The organism is Pseudoruegeria aquimaris, from assembly GCF_900172235.1.
GTDB classification, from domain to species: Bacteria; Pseudomonadota; Alphaproteobacteria; order Rhodobacterales; family Rhodobacteraceae; genus Pseudoruegeria; species Pseudoruegeria aquimaris.
This window is the reverse complement of record NZ_FWFQ01000001.1, coordinates 161,192-173,929: the sequence shown is the minus strand read 5'-3', so window position 1 is coordinate 173,929 and position 12,738 is coordinate 161,192. Positions and strand designations below refer to the sequence as shown.

Genomic DNA, 12,738 nt, shown 5'->3' with positions numbered 1-12,738 from the left:
CTTGATTCGCAGGGAGTTTCCGTGACCCGGAACGGGCACTGTGGTAGCCTTGGGCCCGTGGACACCACGCCACGACAAAAAAGGAGACAAGATCCAATGAGCGAAGAGCAGGAGCAGACGGCAGGCGAAGAGACGGCCCCGGTGGTCAACCGAAAGGAACTGCTGGAGCGCGTGGCCGCCGAGGCCGAGGTGCGCAAGCAGATCGCGCGCCCCATCGTCGAAGCCACGCTCGCGGTGCTGGCGCGGGCCCTCGCGGAAGGGGAGGAAATCAACCTCCAGCCGCTTGGCAACATCAAGATCAAACGCACCGACGACAACGAGAATGCCCATGTGATCCATGCCCGGATCCGGCAGTCGAAATCTTATGGAGAAAATTTGGATTCGGAGGTTGCAGAAGCTTTCGAGTAGCGCTAGATAGCGCGTCACCGGGTGATTAGCTCAGTGGTAGAGCGCTTCGTTCACATCGAAGATGTCAGGAGTTCGAATCTCTTATCACCCACCATCATTCAAGGAAAAAGGCGCTCCCCCAACGGGTTGAGCGCCTTTTTTCATGTTTGGGGCCAAGAAGGGGCGTGGGCCGCTTTCGCGCGTGATTCCGGCGGGTGGCCCGGTTCGCAACGGGGCGCCTGGCGGGCGTATGCCTAGGCGGTGAGTCGCGCCCGATCCCGGGGATCGTCCATGCAGAAGAGCACGGGGGCCTTCGCCTGCCGTTGCTTGAACGCGGCCTTGCCGCCGATGCCCCGCCAGTCGATCGCGCAGAGGCTCTGGCCGATGGCGCCGCCCAGGGTGGCGCCGGGGCCGAGCAGGATGAAGCAGTCCGGCATGATCTCCCGAGCGGCCACGCGCAGGGCGGCGCTGAAATCGTAGGGCTCCAGCACCTGCGTACCCAGCGTGTAGCGACTCAGGGCCGCCAGGTCGCAAGGCGCGCGCCAGAGGGCGCCGCGCCCGTCGATCATGGGCAGGGCGGGGTGCCGGTAGGGGAGATCGGCCAGCGCCGCCCGGCCCCGTGCCGCCACCGGGGCCTGCAGCGGGCTGTGGAAGGCGGCGTGGTTGGGCAGGCGCATAGGGAACTTGCCCTGCCGGGGTGGGGCTTCGGATTCGAAGCGGGCGAGCCCCTCGGCGTTCCCGGCCACCACCAGCATGCCGCCGAGATCGATCGACAGGCTGAGCCGCGCGCCGCCGCGCCCGTCGATGCCGTCGATCAGGCCCAGCAGCCGGGCCTTCTCGCCGGGAATCGGCTGCCAGTCATCATCCACCACCGAGGTGATCACCTGCCCGCCGATCATGTGGTGCTGCATCAGGCGGCCCATGGTGTCGGCCAGCCGGAAGCCCTCGGCAGCGGGCAGGGCGCCCGCGCAGGTGAGCGCGATGTACCAGCCCATGGAATTGCCGGTGACGGCGAGGATTTCCGTCCGGCTCCGGTCGATGTCGAGGAAATCCAGATAGGCGCAGGCGTGGATCAGGGCGGAGGCGTGATCGCCCCGCGTGTGCAGCGCGGCGGAAAACCGGGTGCCGGAATCAAGCTCGGTCAGCGTGGGCAGCCCGGCCGCGCGGCGCTGCGCGTCGAAGCCCGCAATGATCGCGGCCTTGTCGGCGTGGTGCCGGGCCAGATAGCCGTGCTCGGGGCGGTTGTAGGTGCCGCGTCCCGGCGCGATGACGACGGCGGTGCGCATCTCAGCTGCCCTCCCAGAGACGGCGCGCGGCCGCCGCGATGGAGGCGCGCGAGGGCATGGTGGCGGCATAGGCCGGGCCGGTGGCGATGAAACTGTCTTCCGCCGCGATGCGCGTATGGGGCAGGGCGCTGTGTTCGGCCAGAAGCGCCATCAGCGCCTCCGAAAGGCTGCCCGTCCGGCGGCATTCATCCACGATCAGCACCTTCTCGGCCCCCTCCAATGCGGAGAGGATGCCCTCCTCGGGCAGGGGCGCGAGCCAGCGCAGATCGATCACGCGGGTCTTGATGCCGGCTTCCAACAAGTCCGCCTGCGCCTGGCGGCTCAGGTAACGCCCGTTGCCGTAGGTGAGAATGGCAAGAGGCCCGTCGCCTTCCACGCCGACCTCGCCGAGCGCGATCCGCTCCTGCGGCGCCGGGTAGCGGCGCAGCCAGCCGCCGTCCTTCTCGGCCAGAAGATCGCGCATCGGGTAGAGCGCGATGGGCTCCAGAAACACCACCACGCGCTGTTCTTCCCGCGCAAGCCGGATGCATTCGCGCAGCATCATCGCGGCATCGTCTCCGGCGGAGGGGCAGGCGATGATGACGCCGGGAATGTCGCGCAGAACGGCGAAGGAGTTGTCGTTGTGGAAATGGCCGCCGAATCCCTTCTGGTAGCCAAGCCCGGCAATGCGCAGCACCATCGGGTTGGTGAATTGTCCGTTGGAGAAGAAAGGCAGCGTGGCGGCCTCGCCGCGGATCTGGTCCTCGGCGTTGTGCAGATAGGCGAGGAACTGGATCTCCGGCACCGGGATGAAGCCGTTGTGGGCCATGCCGATGGCAAGGCCGAGGATGGACTGCTCGTCCAGGAGCGTGTCGATCACGCGGTCGGGGCCGAAGCGGTCGGCCAGCTTCTGGCTCACCCCGTAGACACCGCCCTTGCGGCCCACGTCCTCGCCCATCATCACGATCTCACCATGGGCGAGCATGGCATCGGTGAGGGCCCAGTTGATCAGCCTGGACATCGGCTGGGGGCTGTCCATCGCCTTGAGATCGCTGCCGAAAACCTGCGCGCGGGCCTCCGGTGCAGGGCCGTTTGCGGGCGGGCAGGCGCGCCCCGGCGGGATCAGGCTCGCCATCACCTGCTCCGCGGTCCGCAGGCGCGGGCGCGTGATCACTTCGGCGGCCACGCGGGTGCACTGGGCCTCGGCCTCCTCGTAGATCGCCAGCACGCCCGCCGCATCCAGCGTGCCGGAGGCGATGAGCCGGCGGGCGGAATGCAGCAGCGGATCATCCGCCTCCCAGCCCTCGAAGACCTCCTTGGGCAGGTAGGCCTGTTGCAGATCGCTTCCGGCATGGCCGTAGAGGCGCACGGTGGAGAGATGCAGGAACGCGGGTTTGCGCCGCTGGCGCACGTAGGCGGCCGCCTCCTGCGCGGTGGCGAAGGCCTCGGCCATGTCGAGCCCGGAGGCCGCGAAATACTTCAGGCCCGGGCGCTGTGCGAAACTCGCCTTGATCCAGCCGGCGGGCGTGCGGGTGGAGATGCCGATGCCGTTGTCCTCGCAGACGAAGAGCAGGGGCAGGGGGATCGACTGGTAGCTCGTCCAGGCGGCGGTGTTGAAGGCGCCCTGCGCGGTGGAGTGGTTGGCGGAGGCATCGCCGAAGGAGCACATCACCAGCCCGTCCTCGGCCAGCACCCGGTGCGCGGGGGGATGGCGGCGCGCGAGGCCGATGGAATAGGCCGCCCCCACGGCCTTGGGCAGGTGGCTGGCGATGGTGGATGTCTGCGGCGGGATCATCAGCGCCCTGGAGCCGAGCACCTTGTGGCGCCCGCCCGAGATCGGATCTTCCGCCGAGGTGGCGAAGCTCAGCAGCATGTCCCAGGCCGGCGTGCTGCCCGGCACCTGGCTGGCGCGCATCGCCTGGAAGGCGCCGTCGCGGTAGTGCAGGAAGGCCATGTCGGAGGGGCGCAGCGCGGCGGCCACGGCGGCCATGCCCTCGTGGCCCGAGGAGCCGATGGTGTAGAAGCCTTGCCCCTCGGCCTGCATCTTGCGCGAGCGCCGATCGAGGTTGCGCGAGAGGCATTGCGCGCGGAAGATGGCGACGGCCTGCGCGGGATCCAGCCCGCCGAGCCCCCCGGCCTGCGCGCCGTCTTCGGCGGGGCCTCGGGGTAGATCACCGGCGGCCACGCGCCTGCGGAAGGCGGCATCCACAACATCAGCCCTGTCCATCATTCCTGCCCCTGTTGCCAGCGGTTTTCAGGCTAGGGCAGCGCGCCGCGCCGCGCCATGTCTTTTGAGGAATGTCGCCATGAGAAAGCGTCATGGGAAGGCGCCGTGCGGGGCCGCGATCCCCGGCCCGGCCAGCGCGATTTTCCGGTTGCACAGCCAAACGGGCCGCACTAAACAGCCGCCTATCGGGTCGTTAGCTCAGTTGGTAGAGCGCTTCGTTTACACCGAAGATGTCGGGAGTTCGAGCCTCTCACGACCCACCACTCTCCCCTCCATCGACATCATGGCAGCCGAAACCCTGTCTGGCTTCAGCCTTTGCGGGCTGCGAAGCCCTGCGCGCGCTTTTCGCCTCAGGGCTGCTGTTTGGGCAGCAGCAGGTCCGCGCCGGAAGGGCCGAGGTTGGGTTGCGCGGCCGCAACGTTGGGCGCGAAGTAGCGGCCGGGTTGCGCGGGGGCGGTCTGCACGGCGGCGCGCCCGTCATACATGTTCAGCGCGCCCTGCGAGGCCGGAACGGAAACGATGGTGCTCGGCCCGTCGCAGGCGGCAAGAAGGCCCGCGCAGAGCAGGCCGGTGGCGGCAATCCGGTACGTCATGGTCAAATCCCCCAACTCGAAAACTGCTCCAAGTATCGACGCGGACGAAAAACAGTCAACAAATTGACATGAATTTGCCGCAATTGGCCTTGCGTCAGGCGGGGCGGGTAGCTGCGGCGGGGACAATGAGTGCCGTTGGGTGGGATTGTTGCGTGAATGGGCTGTGCGTGCGCACACAGGGGCTGTGTCGCCATGGGGCTGGTGCCTTGGGTTGCGGGCGATAGATGCTGGGGCTGACATCCCGGACAGGAGACCGCCATGAGCTGGAACCCCGCGCTTGATCCCGATTGCCCCACCGGCGATGCGGTGGACGCCATCGACACGCTGATAGTGCCCCGCGCGCGCGATCTGGGCGGCTTCGAGGTGCGCCGCGCGCTGCCCGCGCCCGAGCGGCAGATGGTGGGGCCCTTCATCTTCTTCGACCAGATGGGGCCGGCGGAGTTTCTCTCCGGGCAGGGCATCGACGTGCGCCCGCATCCCCACATCGGGCTGGCCACGGTGACCTATCTTTTCTCCGGCAAGATCCACCACCGGGATTCGCTGGGCACCAACCAGTGGATCGAGGAGGGCGCGGTGAACTGGATGGTGGCCGGCAATGGCATCACCCATTCCGAGCGGATCGACGAGGAGGTGCGCCAGCAGCCGCAGCTGCTCTCCGGCATCCAGACATGGGTGGCCCTGCCAGAGGATCGCGAGGACGATCCGGCCGCCTTCATCCATGCGCCCAAGGCCGAGCTTCCGGCGCTGGAGGGCGAGGGCAAGCAGGTGCGGCTGATCCTAGGCACTGCCTGGGGAGAATCGGCGCCGGTGCCCGTGGCCAGCGAGATGTTCTATGCCGACGCCGTGCTCGCCCCCGGCGCGTCCATCCCGCTGCCCGACGGTCACGAGGATCGCGGCGCCTATGTTCTGGACGGCGAGGTGGAGGTCTCGGGCCAGCGGTTCGACGCGGGGCGGATGATGATCTTCCGGCCCGGCGATCGCGTCTCGCTCAGGGCCGGCCCGCAGGGCGCGCGGCTGATGCTGCTGGGCGGCGAAACCTTGAACGGGCCGCGCTACATCTGGTGGAACTTCGTCTCCTCCTCGAAGGAGAAGATCGAGGCCGCGAAGGAGGCCTGGCGGCAGGGGGATTGGCGGAACGGCCGCTTCCAGCTGCCGCCCGACGATGACTCGGAGTTCATCCCGCTTCCCGATCTTCCGGGCCGGATCAAGGGGTGAACGGGGCCGCGCGAAAAAAGCGTCGGGGCGGCGAATTTTTTGCCGGATGGCCGCTTGACGCCGCCTGCGGCCACGCATAAAACCCCCCTCACGCCGGGCGACGCCCGGGGCACAGAGGAGCGGTTGTAGCTCAGTTGGTTAGAGTACCGGCCTGTCACGCCGGGGGTCGCGGGTTCGAGCCCCGTCAACCGCGCCACCTCTGATTTGCCCCGAATAAGCCCACGCGAGAAGAGCGGTTGTAGCTCAGTTGGTTAGAGTACCGGCCTGTCACGCCGGGGGTCGCGGGTTCGAGCCCCGTCAACCGCGCCACTTCTTGCGAAAGCGGATCAGGAAGCGCCCCCTCGGGGGCGCTTTCTTGTTTCTGGGCCGATGTCCGCAGGCTATCGTGGGGGCAGCCAGACAGCGCCGGAGCCCGCCGTGACAGATCACCCGACCCCGCCCGAAACCCAGCCCACGATCCGCGTGATCGCCATGCCGACGGACACCAACCCGGCCGGCGACATCTTCGGCGGATGGCTGATGAGCCAGATGGATCTCGCCGCCGGCACGGTGGCGGCGCGCGTCTCGCAGGGGCGGGCCTCGACGGTGAGCGTGGAGGAAATCCAGTTCCACCGGCCGGTGCTGGTGGGCGATGAGGTCTCGCTCTATGCGGAATTGCTGAAGGTGGGGCGCACCTCGATGCGAATCCGGGTGCGGGCATGGCGCCGGGCGCGGCACCAGGAGGAAAGCCAGCAGGTGACGGAGGCCGTCTTCACCTTCGTCGCGCTGGATGAGAACGCCCGGCCGCGCGCCGTCTACCGCTAGCGCGCGGGCCGGGGCTGCGGCGGGCGAGGCGGGCCTAAGAGCCCCTGCCGGCGGCCTCAGGCCACCAGCAGCCGCGCTTCGCGCACCGAGAGCGCCGGGTAGGCCGCCGGCCCGTAACTTTCATGCCGCCGCGCAAGGCTCGGAAAAATCTCGAAAAGTTCTCGGAGTGCCTCCTCGGGGAGATGCCCCATCGTCCAATCACCCGGATGGAAGCTTTCGGATTGGAGCCCGTCGGCTTCGAGGATCTCGTGGCTGTCGAACAGCAGGTGGACGTATTCCACCGAGCGGCAGCGGTGATCCTGCCAGATCCGCTTCCCGTCGATCAGCCCCTTGGCCGGCGCGAGCGTGACCTCGGTGCCGAAGAGCATTTCATTCATCGGGCTTGCGACGAGAATCCGGTGCTGCGGAGAGACGCGGGTGCGGCAGAACGGGGTGTCCGGGCCCATGGCGCCGCGCTCGATCACGATGGGCGCCAGGTGCGGGTTGGCGCGCAGATCGGCCTGCGTGAGCCGGCGCCGGTGCAGCCAGCGGATCTCCTGGTAGCCGTTGTCGCGCGTCATCACCTGGTCGCCCCGGCGCAGCCCGCCGATGGGGCGCATCCCGTCTGGCGTGCGCACCAGCGCGTCCGGCGTGAAGCAGACGACGGCGCCGATGATGTTGCTCTCGCCGGTGGACGGATCGACGTAGGTCGTCGGATCGGTTTCGTCGGTGCCGCCGTAGAAGAAGTTCCAGAAGGTGCCGGCGACCTCGTCGTTGCCGATCACGTTGGTGCTCGTGTAGGCGTAGGTGACGCCCGGCGTGAGCGGTGCGGTGGGCAGGTAGCCGACGAAGGTGCCGCCGCTTTCCATCACGTAGATGGTGATCAAACTGCCGTCGCTTCCGGTGAGCAGGAGCTGGTTCTCGGCGTAGACGCGATCGCCGTTGACGGGGCCGCCGCCCGGGTTCGCCAGCGTGGTGCCGTCCGTCTCGTAGAGCACGCCGGTCTGGTTGGCGTCGTAGCCCTGTTCGTTGTTGGAGAAATCGCCGTCGAGCTGGTTGTCGTCATCGGTGATCTCGAGGATCCAGCGATCGTCGGCGGCGTTGAAGTTGGGATCGAGCGAAATCGTGCCGCCGGACACGTTGAGGGCGCCCGTGTTGTACACGTAGAAGCTGTTCGTCGGCATGGTTTCAACCTGCTCTATGTCTCAATGCCGCGCGGGGTTTCGTGGCTCTTTCGGCCGGTCGCGCTTGCGGTCACTCTAGCAGGGTGTTCAGAAAAAATTAAGCCTTTTTGGCCTCTTGCCGGCGCAGGCCCGCCTCGACGCCGTGCAGGAAGTCCGAGAGCCGCGCGGCGGTTTCCTCCGGGTGGGCGTCGATGAAGAAATGCCCGCCGGGCAGCGCGGCGGATTTCATGTGCTCAAGGCGCGGCGCCCATGTGGCGGGCACGTCATAGGCCCGCGCCATGGCGCCGTCGGCCCCGTAGAGCACCAGCGCCGGGCAGGAGAGGCGGTGGGCCAGATCGGCGGTGTCGAGCGCGAGATCGTCGTCCAGCGTGGCGCGGTAATCGGCGCACATGCCGCGGATCGCCTCGGGATCGCGCCAGGCGGCGCGGTAGGCGGCCAGTTGGCCGGCGTCGAAATCCTCGAGCCGGGCCGCGCCCCAGCCCAGCAGGCAGCTTTCGAAATAGGCGTCCGGATCGGCGCCGATCATGCGTTCGGGGAAGGGATGAGGTTGGGCGAGGAAGAACCAGTGGTAGTAGGATCGGGCCACCTGCGGGGTGAGGTGGGCGAGAAGATGCTGGGTGGGCACGATGTCCATCACGCAGAGGCTCAGGATCCGCTCCGGCGCATCGAGCGCCATCCGGTGGGCCGTGCGCCCGCCGCGATCATGGCCGGCCAGGTGGAAGCCTTCGAAGCCGAAATGGGCCATCAGCGCCAGCATGTCCACGCCCATGGGGCGGAAGCCGTAGGCGGCGGTGCCTTCCGGCTTGGACGAGGCGCCGTAGCCCCGCAGATCGGCGGCGACGACGGTGAACTCCGTGGCAAGGCGCGGCGCAACCTTTGCCCAGAGCGCCTGCGTCTGCGGGAAGCCGTGCAGCAGCAGGAGCGGCGGGCCGGAGCCGCCCTTGCTGTAGGCGATTCTCTGGCCGTTGACCGCGGCCACGCCCGCCTCGAAGCCTTCGATCGCCGCTGTTTCGCTCCGCATGTTTCCCTCCCGGCCTGCCGGCCACCAGGCCTTCGCGGCTGTTTGCCCACCCGCCGTGTTCCCTGCAAAACATAGCATTCCGCGCGATCAGCGACAGCGATTTTCGGGATCTCCGCAAACAATCAGAGGCTGCGCCTCGGTCCGGGCCTGCTGGCTATGTTGTGGAGCGCTATGTTGGTTGCGCAAAATGTGGTAGGTTTGGATATTCCATGAAGCGGGAGGCAAATCCATGGGCATTCTGATTTCACTTTTCGTCGGCGCCGTCGCCGGTTGGCTGGCTGGAACCATCGTCAAGGGCGGCGGCAGCGGCCTCTTGATGAACATCGTGATCGGGATCGTCGGTGGCGTGATCGCCGGCTGGCTGTTTCCTTCTTGGGGATTTTCGCTGGGCGGGGAGGTCGTGGGTGCGATCATCAACGCTACCATCGGCGCGATCCTGCTCCTTGCGATCCTGAGCCTCTTCAAGCGCGGATAGCGCCGGCCGGATCGCAGGAAAGGTGGAGGCGGCGCCCCGGGGGATCAGGGCGCCGCTTTCATGTGTGCAGGAGGGTTTGCGCGGCGCGCGCCTCAGCCGTTCAGCGCCGCCAGCACCCGCGCCCAGCTGCGGATGCCCTTGTGAAAGCTCTGCACGTCGTATTTCTCGTTGGGCGAGTGGATGGCGTCATCCTCGTTGGCGAAGCCGATCAGCATGGATTCCATGCCGAGGATCTCCTTGAAGAAGCCGGCGATCGGGATCGAGCCGCCCATGCCGCAGAAGACGGCTTCGCGCTGCCACTCGTCCGACAGCGCGGCGCGGGCCTTTTCGAACTCGGGGCGGGTGATGTCCATCACCGAGGCGGGCGATCCGTCCAGATCCTGATCCCAGATCACCTTGGCATCCGGCGACAGCCGCGCCTCGACGTGGGCGCGGATCTTCTCGCGCAGGCGGGTCGGGTCCATGTCGCCGACGAGGCGGCAGGTGATCTTGCAGTGGGCCTCGGAGGGAATCACCGTCTTGGTGCCGGCGCCCATGTAGCCGCCCCAGAGCCCGTTGACCTCCAGCGTCGGGCGCGCCCATTGCTGCTCCAGCGTCGAGTAGCCGGCCTCACCACTGGATTGCGTGTAGCCGGCGCCTTCGAGGTAGGCCTTCTCGTCGAAACCGCAGTTTTCCCACTGGCGGCGCAGCTCGTCGGAAATCTCGTGCACGCCCTCGTAGAAGCCTTCCACCGCGACACGGCCGTTCTCGTCGTGGAAGGAGGCGATGATGCGCGCGATTTCCTTCAGCGGGTTCAGGCCGGGGCCGCCGTAGTGGCCGGAGTGCAGATCGATCTTCGGGCCGACGATGGTGAACTCGTCCTTCAGCATCCCGCGCAGCTGGCTGGCGATGGAGGGCACGCCCGGCGCCACCATGGAGGTGTCGCAGATCAGCGCGATCCGGCTTTTCAGCTCCTCGGCGTTCTCCTGCATGAAGGGAATGAGCGAGGGCGAGCCCGATTCCTCTTCGCCTTCGAAAAAGAGGGTGAGCTTGCACGGCAGGCTGCCGTGCACCGCCTTCCAGGCGCGGCAGGCTTCCACGAAGGTCATCAGCTGGCCCTTGTCGTCGGAGGCGCCGCGGCCGCGGATCACCTGGCCGTTCGGGGTCTGCTGCAGTTCCGGCTCGAAGGGCGGGGTCTTCCACAGATCGAGCGGATCGACGGGCTGCACGTCGTAGTGGCCGTAGAAGAGCAGGGGCGCGCCATCGCCCTCGCCGCCGTGGGCCACCACCATCGGGTGGCCGGGCGTGGGGCGCTTGGAGGCCTCGAAGCCGATGGATTTCAGATCCTCGACGAGCCAGTCGGCGGCCTTGTCGCAGTCGGCCTTGTAGGCGGGATCGGTGGAGATCGACGGGATGCGCAGCAGCGACATCAGGCGATCGAGGCTTTGCGGAAGATCCTCGTCGATGCGGTTCAGAACGGCGTCGAGCGTCATGGGGGCCTCGCTTGGTTGGTAATGCGGGATTGACAGTTTCGGCGCGAGCCTAGCAGGCGGCGCGGTGGTGTCCAGCCCGCGCGCTGCCAGCACCCGGGGTGTGACGCCGGAGGGCGCTTTGCGGGGTTTGCACCGGCGGCCTGTGGCGATAGGTTCGAAGGCAAGCCAACAGGAGATCGCCCATGCGCAAAATTCTCACGCTCGTTCTTGGTGTTGCCGGCCTTGCCGCCGCCGGCGCGGCCTCGGCACAGGTCTTCTCGGAAAAGGAGGCCCGCGCGATGCTGTTCCCGGAGAAGGGAATCGGGATCGCGATCTCCAAGGCCGGCTTCCTGAGCGACCAGGACCGCAAGCTGCTGGAGGAGGTCGCAAAGACGCAGAACTACTACGCCGCCGTCGCCGTGCCGCCGGACGAGGGCATGTTCTCCAACGCCGCCGCATCGGCGGCGAACTTCCACCGCATGGAAGATGCCGAGGTGGCCGCGCTGGCCACCTGCAACGATCGCCGCAACGGCGGCGCGCCCTGCGAGGTGGTGCTGCGGGTCTATCCCAAGGGCTGGAAGCCGCAGCCCCTGCAATTGAGCCGCGACGCGACGGAAGGCTTCCGCAAGGAATACCGCCGTGCCAGAGCCCCCAAGGCCATGGCCATCTCGCCCAAGACGGGGGAGTGGAGCGTGTTCCGCGGCGATGGCGCGCAGAATTTCGCCGTCTCCAACTGCAACGGCAAATCCACCCGCAAGGGGGCGGCCGATTGTTTGATCGTGATCAAGGATGACTGACCCGCATCGCGGCAAATTGTAACCTGTCGGGACTCAGCCCGGCGCACTAATGTTGCAAGACGCCCGAAAGGCCCAGGCACTAGCAAAGGACGCCAAGCCAATGGATTACACCGCCAAACTGGATGCTGCGCTCACCACGCTGCACGAGGAAGGCCGCTATCGCACGTTCATCGACATCGAACGCAAGAACGGCCATTTCCCCCACGCGACATGGCGCCATCCTTCCGGCGAAGAGCGCCCCGTCACCGTCTGGTGCGGCAACGACTACCTCGGCATGGGCCAGCACCCGGCCGTCCTGGCGGCCATGCATGAAGCCATCGACGCCGCCGGCGCCGGCTCCGGCGGCACCCGCAACATCTCGGGCACCACGGTTTACCACAACCGGCTCGAGGCCGAACTGGCCGATCTGCACGGCAAGGAGGCGGCGCTCGTCTTCACCTCCGCCTACATCGCCAACGATGCCACGCTCTCGACGCTGCCGCGGCTGTTCCCCGGGCTCATCATCTATTCCGACGAGCTGAACCACGCCTCCATGATCGAGGGGATCCGCCGCAACGGCGGGGCCAAGCGGATCTTCCGCCACAACGATCTTGATCACCTGCGCGCCCTTCTGGAGGCCGACGATCCGGCCGCGCCCAAGCTGATCGCCTTTGAATCCGTCTACTCGATGGACGGCGATTTCGGGCCGATCGAAGCGATCTGCGATCTCGCCGATGAATTCGGCGCGCTGACCTACATCGACGAGGTGCACGCGGTGGGCATGTATGGCCCGCGCGGCGGCGGCGTGTCCGAGCGCGACCGGCTCGCGCACCGCATCGACATCATCAACGGCACCCTCGCCAAGGCCTACGGCGTGATGGGCGGCTACATCGCCGCCTCCGCCAAGATGGTGGACGCGATCCGCTCCTATGCGCCGGGCTTCATCTTCACCACCTCGCTGCCCCCGGCCGTGGCCGCGGCGGCGGCGGCCTCGGTAAAACACCTAAAATCCGATCAATCCCTCCGCGACCGGCACCAGACCCAGGCCAGGATCCTCAAGACCCGCCTCAAGGGGCTGGGCTTGCCGCTGATCGATCATGGCAGCCACATCGTTCCGGTGATCGTGGGCAACCCGGTGCACTGCAAGATGATGTCGGACATGCTCTTGGAAGATCACGGAATTTACGTGCAGCCGATCAACTTCCCGACGGTGCCGCGCGGCACCGAACGCCTGCGTTTCACCCCTTCGCCGGTGCACGGCCCGAAGGAGATGGACGCGCTGGTGCACGCGCTGGACGCGCTCTGGTCCCACTGTGCGCTGAATCGTGCCGACATGGCGGGCTGACGCGAGGAATCCTGCC

The 12,738-nt window shown here is 67.3% G+C and carries 12 protein-coding genes and 4 tRNA genes; 10 read left to right on the top strand and 6 right to left on the bottom strand.

Annotated features, from left to right (window positions below):
- Positions 1–96 precede the first annotated feature (96 nt).
- Both PSA7680_RS00830 and PSA7680_RS00825 read left to right on the top strand, forming a co-directional pair.
- The gene (locus PSA7680_RS00830) at positions 97–408 is read left to right on the top strand and encodes an HU family DNA-binding protein (protein WP_085866759.1); all 312 of its coding nucleotides are present in this window, start codon (positions 97–99) and stop codon (positions 406–408) included.
- Between the two features lie 19 nt (positions 409–427).
- Positions 428–502 (top strand) — tRNA-Val (locus PSA7680_RS00825).
- Positions 503–641: 139 nt separating this feature from the next.
- Here the strand turns inward: PSA7680_RS00825 and PSA7680_RS00820 are convergent.
- Positions 642–1,673, bottom strand: a complete 1,032-nt coding sequence (locus PSA7680_RS00820) for an acyl carrier protein (RefSeq protein ID WP_085866758.1) — start codon at positions 1,671–1,673, stop codon at positions 642–644.
- Position 1,674: 1 nt separating this feature from the next.
- A complete protein-coding gene (locus PSA7680_RS00815) occupies positions 1,675–3,879 on the bottom strand; it encodes a thiamine pyrophosphate-dependent enzyme (protein ID WP_085866868.1) in 2,205 nt (734 codons plus the stop codon).
- Between the two features lie 187 nt (positions 3,880–4,066).
- On the opposite strand from PSA7680_RS00815, the gene PSA7680_RS00810 reads away from it, so the two are divergent.
- Positions 4,067–4,142, top strand: a tRNA-Val gene (locus PSA7680_RS00810).
- A gap of 87 nt (positions 4,143–4,229) precedes the next feature.
- Here PSA7680_RS00810 and PSA7680_RS00805 read toward each other — a convergent pair.
- On the bottom strand, positions 4,230–4,472 hold the full coding sequence (locus tag PSA7680_RS00805) for a hypothetical protein (RefSeq protein ID WP_085866757.1): 243 nt from the start codon (positions 4,470–4,472) through the stop codon (positions 4,230–4,232).
- A 258-nt stretch (positions 4,473–4,730) separates the two neighbouring features.
- Between PSA7680_RS00805 and PSA7680_RS00800 the strand changes: the two genes are divergently transcribed.
- The 4 genes from PSA7680_RS00800 to PSA7680_RS00785 all read left to right on the top strand — a co-directional run bounded on the left by PSA7680_RS00800 (position 4,731) and on the right by PSA7680_RS00785 (position 6,491).
- Positions 4,731–5,687 carry a pirin family protein gene (locus tag PSA7680_RS00800; protein WP_085866756.1) on the top strand — a complete coding sequence of 319 codons (957 nt, stop codon included), beginning with the start codon at positions 4,731–4,733 and terminating at the stop codon, positions 5,685–5,687.
- Between the two features lie 119 nt (positions 5,688–5,806).
- Positions 5,807–5,883, top strand: a tRNA-Asp gene (locus tag PSA7680_RS00795).
- 36 nt (positions 5,884–5,919) lie between these two features.
- Positions 5,920–5,996: transfer RNA gene (locus tag PSA7680_RS00790), tRNA-Asp, on the top strand.
- A gap of 162 nt (positions 5,997–6,158) precedes the next feature.
- Positions 6,159–6,491 (top strand): acyl-CoA thioesterase, encoded by a 333-nt coding sequence (locus PSA7680_RS00785; RefSeq protein ID WP_370738516.1) that lies wholly within the window; start codon positions 6,159–6,161, stop codon positions 6,489–6,491.
- 56 nt (positions 6,492–6,547) lie between these two features.
- On the opposite strand, the gene PSA7680_RS00780 is transcribed toward PSA7680_RS00785, so the two are convergent.
- The gene (locus tag PSA7680_RS00780; protein WP_085866754.1) at positions 6,548–7,654 is read right to left on the bottom strand and encodes a Hint domain-containing protein; all 1,107 of its coding nucleotides are present in this window, start codon (positions 7,652–7,654) and stop codon (positions 6,548–6,550) included.
- A gap of 97 nt (positions 7,655–7,751) precedes the next feature.
- Positions 7,752–8,675: an alpha/beta fold hydrolase gene (locus PSA7680_RS00775; protein WP_085866753.1), complete on the bottom strand. Its 924-nt coding sequence runs from the start codon at positions 8,673–8,675 to the stop codon at positions 7,752–7,754.
- A 229-nt stretch (positions 8,676–8,904) separates the two neighbouring features.
- On the opposite strand from PSA7680_RS00775, the gene PSA7680_RS00770 reads away from it, so the two are divergent.
- Positions 8,905–9,150 (top strand): GlsB/YeaQ/YmgE family stress response membrane protein, encoded by a 246-nt coding sequence (locus PSA7680_RS00770; protein WP_085866752.1) that lies wholly within the window; start codon positions 8,905–8,907, stop codon positions 9,148–9,150.
- A gap of 92 nt (positions 9,151–9,242) precedes the next feature.
- On the opposite strand, the gene PSA7680_RS00765 is transcribed toward PSA7680_RS00770, so the two are convergent.
- Positions 9,243–10,622, bottom strand: a complete 1,380-nt coding sequence (locus PSA7680_RS00765; protein WP_085866751.1) for a dipeptidase — start codon at positions 10,620–10,622, stop codon at positions 9,243–9,245.
- Positions 10,623–10,804: 182 nt separating this feature from the next.
- On the opposite strand from PSA7680_RS00765, the gene PSA7680_RS00760 reads away from it, so the two are divergent.
- Both PSA7680_RS00760 and hemA read left to right on the top strand, forming a co-directional pair.
- Positions 10,805–11,398, top strand: a complete 594-nt coding sequence (locus PSA7680_RS00760) for a hypothetical protein (protein ID WP_085866750.1) — start codon at positions 10,805–10,807, stop codon at positions 11,396–11,398.
- 100 nt (positions 11,399–11,498) lie between these two features.
- Positions 11,499–12,722 (top strand): 5-aminolevulinate synthase, encoded by a 1,224-nt coding sequence (gene hemA / locus PSA7680_RS00755; RefSeq protein ID WP_085866749.1) that lies wholly within the window; start codon positions 11,499–11,501, stop codon positions 12,720–12,722.
- Positions 12,723–12,738 lie beyond the last annotated feature (16 nt).

Excerpts from the sequence above, each read along its gene's own strand:
- PSA7680_RS00830 (WP_085866759.1), top strand. The coding sequence starts at position 97 with ATGAGCGAAGAGCAGGAGCAGACGGCAGGCGAAGAGACGGCCCCGGTG.
- PSA7680_RS00820 (WP_085866758.1), bottom strand. The coding sequence starts at position 1,673 with ATGCGCACCGCCGTCGTCATCGCGCCGGGACGCGGCACCTACAACCGC.
- PSA7680_RS00815 (WP_085866868.1), bottom strand. The coding sequence starts at position 3,879 with ATGGACAGGGCTGATGTTGTGGATGCCGCCTTCCGCAGGCGCGTGGCC.
- PSA7680_RS00805 (WP_085866757.1), bottom strand. The coding sequence starts at position 4,472 with ATGACGTACCGGATTGCCGCCACCGGCCTGCTCTGCGCGGGCCTTCTT.
- PSA7680_RS00800 (WP_085866756.1), top strand. The coding sequence starts at position 4,731 with ATGAGCTGGAACCCCGCGCTTGATCCCGATTGCCCCACCGGCGATGCG.
- PSA7680_RS00785 (WP_370738516.1), top strand. The coding sequence starts at position 6,159 with ATGCCGACGGACACCAACCCGGCCGGCGACATCTTCGGCGGATGGCTG.
- PSA7680_RS00780 (WP_085866754.1), bottom strand. The coding sequence starts at position 7,654 with ATGCCGACGAACAGCTTCTACGTGTACAACACGGGCGCCCTCAACGTG.
- PSA7680_RS00775 (WP_085866753.1), bottom strand. The coding sequence starts at position 8,675 with ATGCGGAGCGAAACAGCGGCGATCGAAGGCTTCGAGGCGGGCGTGGCC.
- PSA7680_RS00770 (WP_085866752.1), top strand. The coding sequence starts at position 8,905 with ATGGGCATTCTGATTTCACTTTTCGTCGGCGCCGTCGCCGGTTGGCTG.
- PSA7680_RS00765 (WP_085866751.1), bottom strand. The coding sequence starts at position 10,622 with ATGACGCTCGACGCCGTTCTGAACCGCATCGACGAGGATCTTCCGCAA.
- PSA7680_RS00760 (WP_085866750.1), top strand. The coding sequence starts at position 10,805 with ATGCGCAAAATTCTCACGCTCGTTCTTGGTGTTGCCGGCCTTGCCGCC.
- hemA (WP_085866749.1), top strand. The coding sequence starts at position 11,499 with ATGGATTACACCGCCAAACTGGATGCTGCGCTCACCACGCTGCACGAG.